The 14,316-nt window shown below is 61.6% G+C and carries 12 protein-coding genes and 1 tRNA gene; 7 read left to right on the forward strand and 6 right to left on the reverse strand.

Going from position 1 to position 14,316, the window contains the following annotated elements:
- Positions 1-3 precede the first annotated feature (3 nt).
- Positions 4-1,254: an aminotransferase class I/II-fold pyridoxal phosphate-dependent enzyme gene (locus ACSZOQ_RS18005; RefSeq protein ID WP_439923766.1), complete on the reverse strand. Its 1,251-nt coding sequence runs from the start codon at positions 1,252-1,254 to the stop codon at positions 4-6.
- Positions 1,255-1,836: 582 nt separating this feature from the next.
- On the reverse strand, positions 1,837-3,057 hold the full coding sequence (locus tag ACSZOQ_RS18010) for a ubiquinone biosynthesis hydroxylase (protein ID WP_439923767.1): 1,221 nt from the start codon (positions 3,055-3,057) through the stop codon (positions 1,837-1,839).
- 164 nt (positions 3,058-3,221) lie between these two features.
- Between ACSZOQ_RS18010 and tesB the strand changes: the two genes are divergently transcribed.
- A complete protein-coding gene (gene tesB, locus ACSZOQ_RS18015) occupies positions 3,222-4,082 on the forward strand; it encodes an acyl-CoA thioesterase II (protein ID WP_439923768.1) in 861 nt (286 codons plus the stop codon).
- On the opposite strand, the gene ACSZOQ_RS18020 is transcribed toward tesB, so the two are convergent.
- On the reverse strand, positions 4,079-4,960 hold the full coding sequence (locus ACSZOQ_RS18020; protein ID WP_439923769.1) for a DUF4339 domain-containing protein: 882 nt from the start codon (positions 4,958-4,960) through the stop codon (positions 4,079-4,081). The genes tesB and ACSZOQ_RS18020 overlap by 4 nt on opposite strands.
- Before the next feature lie 236 nt (positions 4,961-5,196).
- Between ACSZOQ_RS18020 and ACSZOQ_RS18025 the strand changes: the two genes are divergently transcribed.
- From ACSZOQ_RS18025 to ACSZOQ_RS18040, 4 genes are all read left to right on the forward strand, one after another.
- Complete coding sequence (locus tag ACSZOQ_RS18025) at positions 5,197-5,535, forward strand: P-II family nitrogen regulator (RefSeq protein ID WP_439923770.1); 339 nt, start codon at positions 5,197-5,199, stop codon at positions 5,533-5,535.
- A gap of 113 nt (positions 5,536-5,648) precedes the next feature.
- Positions 5,649-6,962 (forward strand): ammonium transporter, encoded by a 1,314-nt coding sequence (locus ACSZOQ_RS18030; protein WP_439923771.1) that lies wholly within the window; start codon positions 5,649-5,651, stop codon positions 6,960-6,962.
- A 383-nt stretch (positions 6,963-7,345) separates the two neighbouring features.
- Positions 7,346-7,684, forward strand: coding sequence for a P-II family nitrogen regulator (locus ACSZOQ_RS18035; RefSeq protein WP_439923772.1), 339 nt, complete (start codon positions 7,346-7,348; stop codon positions 7,682-7,684).
- A 37-nt stretch (positions 7,685-7,721) separates the two neighbouring features.
- On the forward strand, positions 7,722-9,071 hold the full coding sequence (locus tag ACSZOQ_RS18040; RefSeq protein ID WP_439923773.1) for an ammonium transporter: 1,350 nt from the start codon (positions 7,722-7,724) through the stop codon (positions 9,069-9,071).
- 133 nt (positions 9,072-9,204) lie between these two features.
- Here ACSZOQ_RS18040 and ACSZOQ_RS18045 read toward each other — a convergent pair whose 3' ends face one another.
- The 3 genes from ACSZOQ_RS18045 to ACSZOQ_RS18055 form a co-directional block, all read right to left on the reverse strand.
- Positions 9,205-9,402, reverse strand: a complete 198-nt coding sequence (locus tag ACSZOQ_RS18045) for a Trm112 family protein (protein WP_439923774.1) — start codon at positions 9,400-9,402, stop codon at positions 9,205-9,207.
- Between the two features lie 64 nt (positions 9,403-9,466).
- Positions 9,467-10,141 carry an LON peptidase substrate-binding domain-containing protein gene (locus tag ACSZOQ_RS18050; RefSeq protein ID WP_439923775.1) on the reverse strand — a complete coding sequence of 225 codons (675 nt, stop codon included), beginning with the start codon at positions 10,139-10,141 and terminating at the stop codon, positions 9,467-9,469.
- 259 nt (positions 10,142-10,400) lie between these two features.
- Positions 10,401-11,333 carry a tetratricopeptide repeat protein gene (locus tag ACSZOQ_RS18055; protein WP_439923776.1) on the reverse strand — a complete coding sequence of 311 codons (933 nt, stop codon included), beginning with the start codon at positions 11,331-11,333 and terminating at the stop codon, positions 10,401-10,403.
- A gap of 436 nt (positions 11,334-11,769) precedes the next feature.
- Between ACSZOQ_RS18055 and ACSZOQ_RS18060 the strand changes: the two genes are divergently transcribed.
- Positions 11,770-11,844 (forward strand) — tRNA-Gly (locus ACSZOQ_RS18060).
- A gap of 552 nt (positions 11,845-12,396) precedes the next feature.
- Positions 12,397-14,133, forward strand: a complete 1,737-nt coding sequence (locus tag ACSZOQ_RS18065; RefSeq protein ID WP_439923777.1) for a PAS domain-containing protein — start codon at positions 12,397-12,399, stop codon at positions 14,131-14,133.
- The last annotated feature ends 183 nt before the right edge of the window (positions 14,134-14,316 follow it).

The raw sequence follows: 14,316 nt of genomic DNA on the forward strand, positions 1-14,316 counted from the left end.
CGACTATCCGAGAGTTTTGACCAGCCGATGCAACGCCTCGGCTGTTGTTTCAGTGTCAGCCACCAGCGCCAGCCGGATGTAGCCTGCGCCGGGATTGCTGCCGTCGGCTTGCTGTCGCGCCAGATAGCTTCCGGGCACGACGCGTATGCCGGCTTCCTTGTAGAGCTTGATGGCCGCGGCTTCGTCGCCGCCATGAGCGGAGACATCAAGCCAGATGCAAAAGCCGCCGGCCGGGCGGCTGTAGCCGTAGCGATGGCCGAGGATCTGATCGGCGAGATCGAACTTGAGCCGGTAAAGCCGGCGGTTCTCCCCGACATGCGCCTCGTCGCCATAGGCCGCCACGGCGACATGCTGCAGCGGCACCGGCACCTGGGGTGCCGCGACGTTGCGCAGTTCATGAAACGCGGCGAGGAAATTCCGGTCGCCGGCGACGAAGCCGACGCGGAGGCCCGGCAGGTTCGAGCGTTTCGACAGCGACTGGAACGCGACCACGTTGGCATAGTCCGGCCCCGCGCATTCCAGCGCGCTGCCGGGCGCGTCGCGCGTGTAGATTTCCGAATAGCATTCGTCTGATAGCACCAGGAAACCGTAGCGACGCGCCAGCGCGATCAGGCGCGAGAAGTAGTCGCGCGAGGCCACCGCTCCTTGCGGGTTGGCGGGCGAGGCGAGATAGATTGCGACCGTCCGCGCCAGCGTGGCCTCGTCGAGCGCATCGAGGTCGGGCAAAAATCCGTTGGCGCGGGTGGTCGGCAGGAAGACCGTCTCGCAATTTGCAGCGCGGGCGCCGGCGCCATAGGCCGGGTAGAGCGGGTTCGGCACCAGAATGGCCGGCGTGCCCTTGCGCGGTGCCACGTAGCGGGCAGCGGCGATGGCCGCGAAAAACAGCCCCTCGCGGCTGCCGTTCAGCACCAGAATTTCGGTCTCGGGATCGATGGCGCGGGGCAGGTCGAAGCGCGTCGATAGCCAGTTCGCAGCAGTGCGGCGGAACGGCTCGATCCCCCTCGCCATCGGGTATCGTCTGAACTCATTGATATGTTGGGACAATATCTGGCCGACGAAGTCGGGCGGCGGGTGCTGCGGCTCGCCCAGCGACAACGTGATCAGGGGCTGCCCCGGCTGATAGGGCGCAAGCAGCTCCGCTGTCCGTGCGAACGGCGACCGCTCGCCCGGCGTCGTGGACGCAGCCCTGCTGGCGGCTGACTCGGTCGGGCTGGCTGCGCCTTGCGCCGCGCGCGATGAAGCGGTGGTTGCCATCGGTTAAGCGTCAACACTTTCAAGACGTTCGGCCACACGTTGAGGCCGGAACGAAAGACAGTTGAGTACCATAGGTGCGGCGAGGTTAAGACGCGATTAACCATCGGCGGGAGCACGGATTTTCTTGGTCTGTTCTTGTGTTAGGCCGGGTCATGCCTCAGCGTTTTGTACGGTATCGGCGTGACGCTTCTCGCCTTTAGGGTCTTTGGAATTAGATTGCTCGCATGGGGTTAAGGCGCACGCCGGACTGGCTTTTGCTCGTGCTGGCGTTGCCAGCTCATCAAATATGGCATGTCGCAAGGTACGCAAACACTCGCGAACACTGGTTCGAGAAGACCGCCGTGTTCATCACCTTCTTACCGATTATCGTCTTGAGTTCGGTGATATGGGCGTCTCTTTGGATCCTAGGCTTGTGGCTAGCATGGCAAGCCATCAACTAGATCGCAACGAAATTCAAAATGAGGCATGAGGCACGGCCGTGAAGGCCGAAACGATGTCGCTGAGTGGGAAGGCCCATGCGATCGAAACAATGTCGAGTAACAACGTTCCCGCCTTTACGAAGACAACCGCTCTCTCACCACCCTACAGCGCCTCGCCCTTCAACAGCCGCGGCACCTCGCCGGTCAGTCCCGCCGCCTGCCGGATGAATGCATTCTTCAGTGGCGGCATACGGTCGACCAATCCTAATCCGAGGTCGCGCACGCTGCGCAAGAGCGTCGATTCGTTCGAGAACAAAACATTGAGCGTATTGGTGGCGAAGCCCATCGCCATGGTGTCGAAGCGCCGCCAGCGCTGATAGCGCTCGAGCACGTCGGCCTGCCCTGGATCGATGCCGAGCCTGATAGCGTCGACCACGGATTCCGCGAGCGCCGCGACATCCTTCAGTCCGAGGTTGAGGCCCTGGCCTGCGATCGGATGAATCACATGCGCGGCGTCACCGACCAGCGCCAGCCGCTCGGCGATGAACGAGCGCGCGACGAAATAGCCGAGCGGAAACGCACGCGGCTTGTCGAGCGCCTTGATCTCGCCGAGGTGCAGGCCGAAGCGCTGCTCCAGCTCGGCATGAAATTCCTCTTCCGTAAGCGCGACGATGCGCGCGGCATCCGTCCGCTTCTCGGTCCACACCAGCGACGAGCGTTGACCCGTCAGCGGCAGGATCGCGAACGGCCCCGCGGGAAGAAAATGTTCTTCGGCGCGGCCTTGATGATCGCGCTCGTGGCCGACGGTGACGACGATACCGGACTGATCGTACTCCCAGCCGTGGGTGGCGATTCCGGCGCGCTCGCGCAGCCTTGAACGCGCGCCATCGGCCGCCACCAAAAGGCTCGCGTCGATGGTCGAGCCGTCGGCGAACGAGACGGTGACGCCGCCGGGCCGCACGTCGTTTCCCGTCAGCGCCGTGGCGCGCAAATCGACGCCTTCCGCTTCCGCACGTGAAACCAACGCATCGATCAGATGACGGTTCTCGACCATGTGGGCGAACGGCTCGCCGGGCTGGACGTCGCCGGCAAATGTCAGGAGGACCGGGCGGGTGGCGTCCTCGAGCTTCGAATCTGTGACCACCATGTCAAGGATCGGCTGCGCGGTGCCGGCCACCTCGTCCCAGATCCCGAGCGCCTCGAACAGGCGGCGGCACGCAGCAACAATAGCGGTGGCGCGCGGATCACGGCTTGGCCGGTTCGCAAGCGCGGGGTCTGCGACCACGATCGGAACCTCAGTGCCCAGTCCCTGGCGCAGCGCCAGCGCCAGCGCCAGTCCTGCGAACGCGCCGCCGCAGATGACAATGCTTCGTTGTGTCGTCATGGTGCGCCTTACTTTCCTCGCCGGCATTATAGCCGGGCGAAGCCGGTTTCCAAACCTTGCTCTTAAGGCAACCGCCGGCCCGTGTCGTCGTTCCGGGGCGCCGAAGGCCCGCGAACCCGGAATAACGGTATGAGAACGCATGAGTTCATATTGAAGGCATCGCGATGTCCAAAAGCCTGATCGACCTGATCTCGATCCTCAATCTGGAGCCGATCGAGGAAAACCTGTTTCGCGGCAACAGCCCGAAGACGAGCTGGCAGCGGGTGTTCGGCGGGCAGGTGATCGGACAGGCGATGATGGCGGCCTGCCGCACCGTCGAAGGCCGCCTGCCGCACTCGCTGCATTGCTACTTCATCCTGCCCGGCGACCCGGCCATCCCGATCATCTACCAGGTGGAACGGCTGCGTGACGGCAAGAGCTATTCGACGCGGCGTGTCACCGCGATCCAGCACGGCCACGCCATCTTCTCGATCATGGTGTCGTTCCACGCGGAAGAGGAAGGCGCCTTCGATCATCAGGACAGGATGCCCGACGTGCCGCCGCCGGACAGGCTCTCGCCCGAGGAATTCGCCAAGCAGCCGATGTTCAAGGAGATGCCGGAGTTCATCCGCCGCTACTATGAATCGGACCCGCCGATCGAAGTGCGCCCGGTCGAACTCAACCGCTACCTCGGCGAGAGGATCGACGACGGCCGCGTCCATGTCTGGATTCGCACTGCGGCGAAGCTGCCTGACGATCCGGCGCTGCACATGTGCGCGCTGGCCTATGCGTCGGACTTCGCGCTATTGGATGCGGTGATGGCGCGCTACGGCCGCACCTTGTTCGACAAGCACATGGTGGCGGCCTCACTCGACCACGCCATGTGGTTTCACCGCCCATTTCGCGCCGACGAATGGCTGCTCTACGCGCAGGATTCACCGAGCGCCCAGAACGGACGCGGCCTCGCCCGCGGTCTGATCTTTAGGCAGGACGGCACACTGGTCGCCTCTGTGGCGCAGGAAGGCTCGGTGCGCGAGCGGCGCTAGGCCGCCCGCGGCGCCAGCTCGATCTGCGAGACGTACCAGCGGGCGAACCAGCCGAGCATCCACGGGATCGGGATGATAAAGGCGCAGCCGATTGCGAACACCAGCGTCCGCCATAACACCTCGAGGCCGCTGGCATTGAAGAGGATCTCGCGCCGGGTGCCGTCGATGTTGCGGAACATCCAGCGCGTCATCGCCGTCGTGACCCATGCCCAGCCGATGATGGTGATGAAAGAAACATTGAGCAGCACAAACCAGCCGACGTAATGCAGAGCGTCACCCTGGAATGACAGCCGAAGCGGCTGCCCGTTCGAGGTGATATTCGCCACGATCCATTTGACCGTCATCCACGACAAATAGGCCTGCGCCGGAATCAGGATGAGCCGGAGATAGGGAATTCCGCTGACGCCCGCGTAGGTACACAGCGCGAGCAGCACGAACACCCACCAGATGTCCATCGGCTGGCCGCTAAAGCCCAGATTCGGCCGTTGCGGCACGCGCACCTGAGACGTGAACCATCCGTAGAAGCTCGTAGCTACCCACGGTGCCGGTACGACCAGCAGGAAGCCGATGACGAAGATCAGGCTGCGCCCGAGCAACTCCCAGATGCTGAAATCCGCCGACAGCGAAACGCCGGCACGGGCGCCGCCGCTCAGCGCCTCGCCCGGACGCGTGAACGCGGGCGGCGCCGGCGGAGCGGACGAGCCGCCGGACATAAGGCCCGGAATATCGCCAGCTCGTTGCCAGGCGGGCATGCCCTCTGTCCAGACGAAGGTGTCGGTCCTTACCGCGCCCCGAGCGATGAAATCCCGCAACTGGTCTTCGGAATACGGGCCTTGCTGGGTGTTTCCCGTGGCAAAAAACCACAAACGATTCGGCATGCATGTCCCCAAAAGAATATGTCGGCCTGTGCGGCCGGAACGGTCATTAGTCAGAATTAACAAGAGTGCGGTTCACGCAAAAAGTGGCCCTCGCAACGAGGTCTCCACGCTGTAATAATCCCCGCATGTTTTTCGTCCGGTCTGCAAGTTTTTTGTGCGATTTGCACGGAAAGGTGTCAGACTTGGTCGTGCGAATTCAGTTAAGACCGTATTGTCCATCGAGCGGATGAGCCACCATGAAACTCGTCGTCGCCATTATCAAACCCTTCAAGCTTGAGGAAGTCCGCCAGGCGTTAACCGCGCTCGGCGTGCATGGCATGACCGTGACCGAGGTCAAGGGTTACGGTCGCCAGAAGGGGCATACCGAGGTCTATCGCGGCGCCGAATACGTCGTGAATTTCCTTCCCAAGTTGCGGATCGAGGTCGCGGTGGCGTCGGAGCTTGCGGACAAGACCGTCGAGGCGATCACCGCGGCTGCGCGCACCGGCCAGATCGGCGACGGCAAGATTTTCATGATGCCGATCGATCACGCCCTACGCATCCGCACCGGCGAGACCGACAGCGACGCGCTGTGACGATGTTGAACTCGTTCCCCGGATGCCTAGTGCGCCGTTCTTTGCAGCTTGAAGAATGCCGCACGGCGTTCGGGACTTGATTGAATGAGAGAAGCGAAGGCCGGGGAACGACAATGGGGGCACTCTCGCGTTGGGCAGCACGCGCTGCGACGACGGTCTTTGCAATCGCAATCTTCTCAATAGCCGCACCGGCCTTCGCGGCCAGCGCCGCTTCGACGGTGAGCGCGGCCGATACCGCATGGATGATCGTCGCCACAGCCTTCGTGCTGATGATGACGATCCCGGGGCTGGCGCTGTTCTATTCGGGCATGGTGCGCAAGAAAAACGTGCTGGCGACAATGGCGCAAAGTCTTGCGGCGGTCGCGATGATTTCGATTCTGTGGGTGGCGTTCGGTTACTCGCTGGCATTCACAGGCGACGGGCTGTGGCTCGGGTCGCCCGGTCGCATGTTTCTCGCCGGCATGAGCCTGGACGCCGTCAATCCTGCGGCAAAGACCATCCCCGAAGCGCTGTTCATGCTTTACCAGATGACCTTCGCGATCATCACCGTGGCGCTGGTGGCGGGCTCGGTGGCCGACCGGATGCGCTTCTCGGCCTATCTGCTGTTTTCGATCGGCTGGTTCATCTTTGTCTACATTCCGCTCGCGCACTGGGTGTGGGGCGGCGGCTTCCTCGGCGCAGCCGGCGTGCAGGATTTCGCCGGCGGCCTCGTGGTGCATCTCAGCGCCGGCGTGGGCGGCCTGGTCGCGGCGAAAGTCCTCGGTAGCCGTCACGGCTATGGTTCGGAGAATTTGTCGCCCTACGATTTGTCCCTGGCTGTGATGGGCACGGGACTTTTGTGGGTCGGCTGGTTCGGGTTCAACGGCGGCTCCGCGCTGGCTGCGAATTCGCGCGCGGTGATGGCGATCATCGCCACGCATCTCGCCGCCTGCGCCGGCGCGCTGACATGGGGCGCCGTCGAGTGGGCGACGCGGCGCAAGCCCTCCGTGCTCGGCATGATCTCGGGCGCGGTTGCGGGTCTCGGCACCATCACGCCGGCGTCCGGCTTTGTCACGCCCCTGCAAGGCATCGTTATCGGCATCGTTGCCGGACTGGTCTGCTACTGGGCCTGCACCAGCCTCAAGCATCGCTTCCGCTATGACGATTCGCTGGACGTGTTCGGCGTCCACGGCATCGGCGGATTGACCGGGACCCTGCTGCTCGGGGTGTTCGCGACCTCGTCGATCGGCGGCGTGCCCGGCCTGCTCGAAGGCAACCCGCGCCAGTTGCTGCTGCAGTTTTATGGCGTGGCCGTCACCCTGCTCTGGTCGGGCGCGATGACTTACGGTCTCCTCAAGCTGGTCGGCGCCTTCGTGTCCCTGCGGGTCTCCCGCGAGAGCGAGCTGGAAGGTCTCGACATTTCCCAGCACGGCGAGGCGCTGCAATAGCCGCGTAAGGCTTCGATTCGCATTTTCCTGCCCGGTTCTGGGTTCAGAACCGGGCTTTTTTTATCTATATTGGCGTTTCAAACCTTTCGAGCATACTCTTGGTGCCCACTCCCTGAGCAAAATATACCGAAAGTCTGATGCTGCCTCTCTTTTGAGCAGGCGTGGCCAGGCTTTAAGCGGCGCGCACCGCTTCCTTGCCGCACCGTTCGGCAGTCGAGAAAAAAACCTTGAATTTATAAGCCGTTAGATAGTGCGGCCGGTTTGGCACGGCATTTGAATTCCATGAGTCCGGCTGAGACCGCGTCGCGACCCTTCATCTCCTGCGTGGTGACTCAGCAGACCGCCCGGCATGTTGCAGCCGGGCCACCGGCGGGAGCCAGACCATGAAAATCGTCATGGCGATCATCAAGCCATTCAAACTCGAAGAGGTCCGCGATGCCCTGACCGCGATCGGCGTGCACGGTCTGACGGTGACGGAAGTCAAGGGATATGGCCGCCAGAAGGGCCATACGGAAATCTATCGCGGCGCCGAATACACAGTGAGTTTCCTCCCGAAGATCAAGATCGAGGTCGCGGTCAATTCCGGCCAGGTCGACACCGTCATCGAAGCCATCGCCTCGACCGCGCAGACCGGCAGGATCGGCGACGGCAAGATCTTCGTCATCAATCTCGAACACGCGGTTCGCATCCGCACCGGCGAGCTCGATGCCGAGGCGATCTGATCTTGCGCTCACCTTCCCTCAATCAGGAGTAAAGCACATGAGGTTCGAACGCCCGGCCCGCGCGGGACTGGCCATTGCGGCGATACTCGGCGCGGCCTGCGTTGTGGGATTTGCCGACACAGCACTTGCCCAGACCGCCGCAGCGACAGCCGCTGCCGTGACACCGCCGCCCAAACTCGATTCGGGCGACACCGCATGGATGCTGACCTCCACCGCACTCGTGTTGATGATGACGATCCCCGGCCTCGCGCTGTTCTACGGCGGCATGGTGCGCAAGAAGAACGTGCTCGCCACGGTGATGCAGAGTTTCGCCATCACCTGCCTTGTCACTGTGCTGTGGATGGTGATCGGCTATAGCTGGGCGTTCACCGAAGGCACGAATTATCTCGGCGGCGTCTCGCGCATGCTGCTGATGGGCATGGGCACCGACTCCATCGCGGCCGCTGCGCCGACGGTCCCGGAATCGGTGTTCATGTGTTTTCAGATGACGTTCGCGATCATCACGCCGGCGCTGATCTGCGGCGCGATCGCGGATCGCATGAAGTTCTCGGCGATGATGTGGTTCATGGGCCTGTGGTCACTGTTGGTCTATTCGCCGGTGGCGCACTGGGTATGGGGCGGCGGATTTCTCGGTGGTCTCGGCGTGCTCGATTTTGCCGGCGGCACCGTGGTTCATATCAACGCCGGTATCGCGGGCCTCGTCTGCGCGCTGGTGCTCGGCAGGCGCAAGGGCTACGGCAGCGAGAACATGGCGCCACATAATCTGGTGCTGACCGTGATCGGCGCGTCGCTCCTGTGGGTCGGCTGGTTCGGCTTCAACGCCGGTTCGGCTGTGACGGCGGGTGGACAGGCCGGCATGGCGATGGCGGTGACGCAGATCGCGACCGCGGCCGCGGCGCTGGCCTGGATGGCCGTCGAGTGGGGCCTGCGCGGCAAGCCGAGCGTACTCGGCATCTGCTCCGGCGCGGTCGCGGGTCTCGTCGCCATTACCCCGGCCTCGGGCTTCGTCGATCCGACCGGCGCGCTGGTCATCGGCGCTGTTGCCGGCATCGGCTGCTACTGGGGCGCCACCGGCCTCAAGCACATGATGCGCTATGATGACAGCCTCGATGCCTTCGGGGTTCATGGCGTCGGCGGCATCATAGGCGCGCTGCTCACTGGCGTGTTCGCACGCACCGCGATCAACAAGGCGGGCACGGGTCTGATCGACGGCAACGCCCATCAGGTGATTATTCAGATCTACGGCATCCTCGCCACCGTCATTTACGATGCCGTCGTCACGCTGATCATCCTGCTTGCCATCAAGGCGGTGATCGGTCTGCGCGTCAGCAGTGAGAACGAGCGCGAAGGTCTCGACATCACCCAACATGGTGAGGTGGTACAGTAAGGCGAGAATACGCTACGGCGCTTCGCGGGACGCCGCCACCGGCGACGTCAGGATGATGTCGCTTCCATTGAAAGAAGAGCCCTGTGCGGCGCTCGCTCCGTTCGTTTCGTCGAAACAAACGAAACGTGCATCCTCACTCGATTTTCCTCGCCTCTTCCGGCAGCATGATCGGAATGCCGTCGCGGATCGGGTAGGCCAATCTGGCCGAGCGCGAAATCAGTTCCTGTCGAGCGCCGTCGAATTCCAGCGGCCCCTTGGTCACTGGGCAGACCAGAATTTCCAGAAGCTTTGGATCGACGGTATCTTCGGAACGATCGGAGGCGATGGTCATCTGTGGTCTCTTCGAATGATTGAACCGAGGCCGGTTCACATGTGTTACGGCGGCTTGGCTGGGACTACTGCAATCCGGGGTCGCCGCTGGTGCGCTTTTTCGCGAGGTCCATTTCGGTGACGGCGATCAGAATTTCCGCGCGCGTTTTCAGATCAACAGCCTCCAGCATCGCCTGCTTCTCCGGTGGTCCGTAGGGCGACATCATTGCCAGCGCGTTGACCAGCGCTTCGTTCGGGGCGCTCTCGATGCCGCTCCAGTCCACCTTCAGGTCGTTGACCTTGAGAAAATCGGTCAGCACCTCGAGCAGCCGTTTGCGATCGACGGCGTCCTCGCCCTTGCGAGCGGTCAGATCATCGGCATACGCGAAGAAATCCACCTTGCACTGGCGATAGGGCGTCAACACTGTCAGCTCTTCCACGACCTTGAAACGCGAGACGCCGGTGAGTTCGAGGATATAACGGCCGTCGCCGGATTCGGCGAACTGGGTGATGCGTCCGACGCAGCCCACATGGAACAGCTCCGGCTTGTCCTCGCTTGCGGAATGGGCGAGGTCGGGCTGGATCATGCCGATCAGGCGATGACCGTCGCGGAACGCGTCGTCGACCATTGCAAGATAACGCATTTCGAAGATATTGAGCGGCATCTGCCCACGCGGCAGCAGCAGCGCGCCGGGCAGCGGAAATACCGGTATCACTTCGGGAAGGTCGCCGGGGCCGCGATAGTCGGCATTGATAGGCATGGGGCGGGTCCGGTTCTATCAAAGTTTCTACAGCTTCAAATCTGCGCGCACTCCGGCCGCAAAGCTCCGCTTCTGCGGCATCACGCTAGCGGTCCTTCGATTCTCATATTCGCAAGAAGGCGCACTGAAACGGGATGCGAAAGTTAGAAACGGATCACTATAGCGTTTTCGAGCGAAGTAGGTACCGGTTCGCGTGAAGAAAACGCGTCAAACAAAAACCCGGAGCCCCGCTTCTGATTCCATCAGAAGCGGAAAGGCTCTAGGAAAACAGGATCGTCGACAGTCGTTTGCGGCCCTCGACGGTGGCTTCGTCGGCGGCGCCCCACGCTTCAAAAAGCTGTATGAGCTGCTTGCGGGCGGCATCGTCGTTCCATTTACGGTCGCGTTTGACGATTTCGAGCAGGTGATCGGTGGCGTCGCTACGCTTGCCGCTGGCGTTCAGCGCGGTTGCGAGATCAAATCGCGCCTGATGATCGAGCGGGTCGGCCGCGACTTTCCCTTCGAGCTCGGCGACAGGGCCAAGCGAATTTGCCTGTTCGGCGAGGTCGATCATGGCCTGCACGGCTTTCACGGCCGCGTCGCCGCGCTTCGATTCCGGCACCAGCGCGAGCGTCTGCTTGGCTTTGTCGAGTGCGCCGGTGGTTGCATAGCAGCGCGCGAGACCTGCGATCGCCGGAAGATTGGCGGCATCGAAACCGAGAACCTCGGCATAGATCGAGGCTGCCGTTGCGTTATCGCCTTCGGCGAACGCAGCGTCCGCCTCTTTCAGGACTTCCTCGATATTCGGCGCCCCGGGCTCCGCCATGCCCTGCGTCAGCTTGTCGATGAAGGCCTTGATCTGGCTCTCGGGTGCAACGCCCGTAAAGTAGTCGACCGGTCGCCCGCCGGTAAAGGCAAAAACCGCCGGTATCGACTGGTTGCCGATCTGGGCCGCAAGCTGCTGAAAAATAGCAGGATGCTGGTCGATGTTCATCTTGGCCAGCTTGACCTTGCCGCCAGCGGCGAGCACGGCCTTTTCCAGGATCGGGGTGAGCTGGCGGCACTGTCCTGACCCCGGGGCCCAGAAATCGACCAGTACCGGCTGGTGCATCGATTCCTCGACCACGTCCTTCATGAAGGTCTGGGTCGTCGTCTCCCTGATAAGAACCGACGCCTGCGGTGGCGGCCCGCTGCCTTGCTCGATGATGGTCACATGATCCTCGCCTGATGTCCCCGGGTGGGCCGTTTTACAACCGCCCACCCCTAATTGGTCCCTGCGTGGAAATTTTGCAATCGGCGGAATGGGGCCGCCGGGCCACTTCGCGCCCGGTCCCGAACAATATATCGGGCGTTTTCGAGCGGAGCGGGTATCGGTTCGCGCGAAGAAAACGCGTCAAATCAAAATTATAGGGTCTCGCTTCTGATTCCATCAGAAGCCAGCAGGATTTCTGCCCTGTTTTCGAATTCCGTCGCGATAAGGGACCTCCACGGGATCGGATTGTCGGTCAGATTTCCGGTATTTGCAGCGCCCTTCAGGCGAAGGCCGTACTTAAGGGAATGAGCGTCACTATCTGGCTGTTGCATTCACAGGCCGCATTTGGCATAGGTCTGCGCTCTGGCGACCGGCAATCGGCCGCCTGATTTCGGATGCGGGTGTAGCTCAGGGGTAGAGCACGACCTTGCCAAGGTCGGGGTCGAGGGTTCGAATCCCTTCGCCCGCTCCAATTTTCCAGCATCCGCCCCCGAAACGGGTGGCAGAACATCCCTAAGAGCAGAACATCCTAGGACATGGGTTGCGATCCCGTGCCGAGCGGCTTTGCGGTCAGAATCAGCACAAGCTGTTAATTGACCTAAATTTCTTGCGGCTCATGCCTTCCCGCCTCCGACCTGATCGGACGCCGGGCTCCGTGATTTGCTGCGACGCGCTGTCGCATCTGAATTTGGCAGGGGCCAGCCGGCTGGCGGGCCTGGAGCGGGATGAGGAAAAGTGTGTCGCGGTTTTCCGCTCGCATCCACTCTAAAATATTGGAATCGATCATGTTCGCGATTGGATCGAATCGATCCAAATCATCGTGAGCTAGCGTGATTGTCCGTCAATTCCCCCGCCCGATGCATGCCTGAAAGGGCTCTCGCGATCGAAAAGCAGGGCCCCGTTTATAGTAAATCTACGGGCCCCATTAACCTCGCTTTAACCGCCCCCCTTCATGATCGGTAAACCAAGCTTGCGCCCGCGAGTCGTGAGCTCTGTTCTTGGATCTAACTCCTGGGGAGGATCAATGTTTTTCTTCAAAAAATGGTCGATCGCCAAAGAAAATGCAGCGAAAGCCGCAGCGATCAGCAAATCTCAGGCCGTAACCGAACTCGGTCTCGATGGAACCATCATCACCGCCAACGAGAACTTTCTCAACATCCTCGGCTACTCGCTCGCCGAGATTCGAGGCAAGCACCATAGCATGTTCGTGGACGCCGACGAACGGACCGGCGCCGCATACCGCGACTTCTGGACCAGGCTGAATCAGGGCGAGTCGCAGACGGCAGACTACAAGCGCGTCGACAGGCACGGAGACGAGGTCTGGGTTCGGGCTTCCTATATTCCGGTGCTGGATTCGAGGGGAAAACCGACCAAGGTTATCGAGCTCGCGGCCGATATCACCGCTAAAAAGATCGAGGCACTGGACCATGCAGGTCAGGTTTCCGCCATCGAACGCTCGCAAGCGGTGGTCGAATTCAACCTGGACGGCACGATCATCAGCGCTAACAAGAACTTCCTCAGCGCGCTGGGTTATGCGCTTGGCGAAGTGCAGGGCAAGCATGACGGCCTGTTCGTGGAGCCGTTGGAGCGGGCAGGTGCCGCCTATCGCGAATTCTGGGCCAAGCTCAATCGCGGCGAGCCTCAATCGGCGGAATGCAAGCGCATCAGCAAGAGCGGGAAAGAAGTCTGGTTGCAGGCGACCTTTAACCCGATCGCGGATGAGAGCGGCAAGCCGTTTAAGGTTGTTACATTCGCGACTGAGATCACCAAACAGAAATTGCGGATGGCCGATCTGGAAGGCCAGATAGCAGCCATCGGCAAGGTGCAGGCAGTCGTCGAATTCGGCATGGACGGAACGGTCATGACCGCCAACGACAATTATCTGAAAACGCTCGGCTACTCTCTCGCAAGGGAGATCCAGGGCAAGCACCACAGCATGTTCGTCGAAGCCAGCGAACGTTCCAGCGCCGCATACCGCGAATTCTGGGCCAGGCTCAATCGCGGCGAGTCGCAGACGGCCCAATACAAGCGTATCGGCAAGGACGGCAAGGTGGTCTGGGTTCAGGCTTCCTACAATCCCGTGCTGGATTCGAAGGGAAAACCGACCAAGGTCATCAAGCTCGCGACCGATATTACCGCTCAAAAGATCGAGGCGATGGAAAATGCGGGCCGGATTGCCGCGCTCGACCGCTCGCAGGCGGTGGCCGCGTTCAGCCTCGACGGCACGATCCTCAGCGCGAACGAAAACTTCCTCAAGACGATGGGCTACGCGCTTGGCGAAGTGAAGGGCAAGCATGACGGCATGTTCGCCGATTCGTCAGAGCGCCAGGGCGGCACGTATCGCGAATTTTGGGCCAAGCTCAATCGCGGCGAGTCGCAGTCGATCGAGTACAAGCGTATCGGCAAAAACGGCAAGGAGGTCTGGATGCAGGCCCTTTACAGCCCGATCCTCGATCTCACGGGCAAGCCGTTCAAGGTCGTCACATACGCAAGAGAGATGAGCGCCACGATCCGTGAGTTCTATGAAACCATGGTCAAGTCGAGCGCCGAGGAAGCCGGTCAGGATTTCGCGATCATCGCGGACGAGGCCGACACTGCCGCCTCGGACTCTGCGCCGCTGAGCATCCAGCGGCTGGAAGAGGCACGGCGCAGGAATGCGAATGCCGGTCGCTCTACGTTCGCCCAATTGCTGGGTAACATCCGGGAGGGATTCAGCAACGCAATGATAACCTCGACGAGAGCTGTCACCAATTTCTTGTGACGGCCGGCAGGCCAGGTAACGAAAAATAGTGCTGGCGACGGCGTCGAGCCGTCGCCAGTTTTTTCGTTTCAACAGGCAAGCCCGAATTTCGCCGCAACCCGATGCGCTGATGGCAGAACGGCGCCCTCATGGGCGTCGTATGTTTGAATAAAAGACGAATCAAACATTGCGCGGCATCGTTTC

This window comes from Nitrobacter sp. JJSN (assembly GCF_051912485.1).
Lineage (GTDB): Bacteria > Pseudomonadota > Alphaproteobacteria > Rhizobiales > Xanthobacteraceae > Nitrobacter.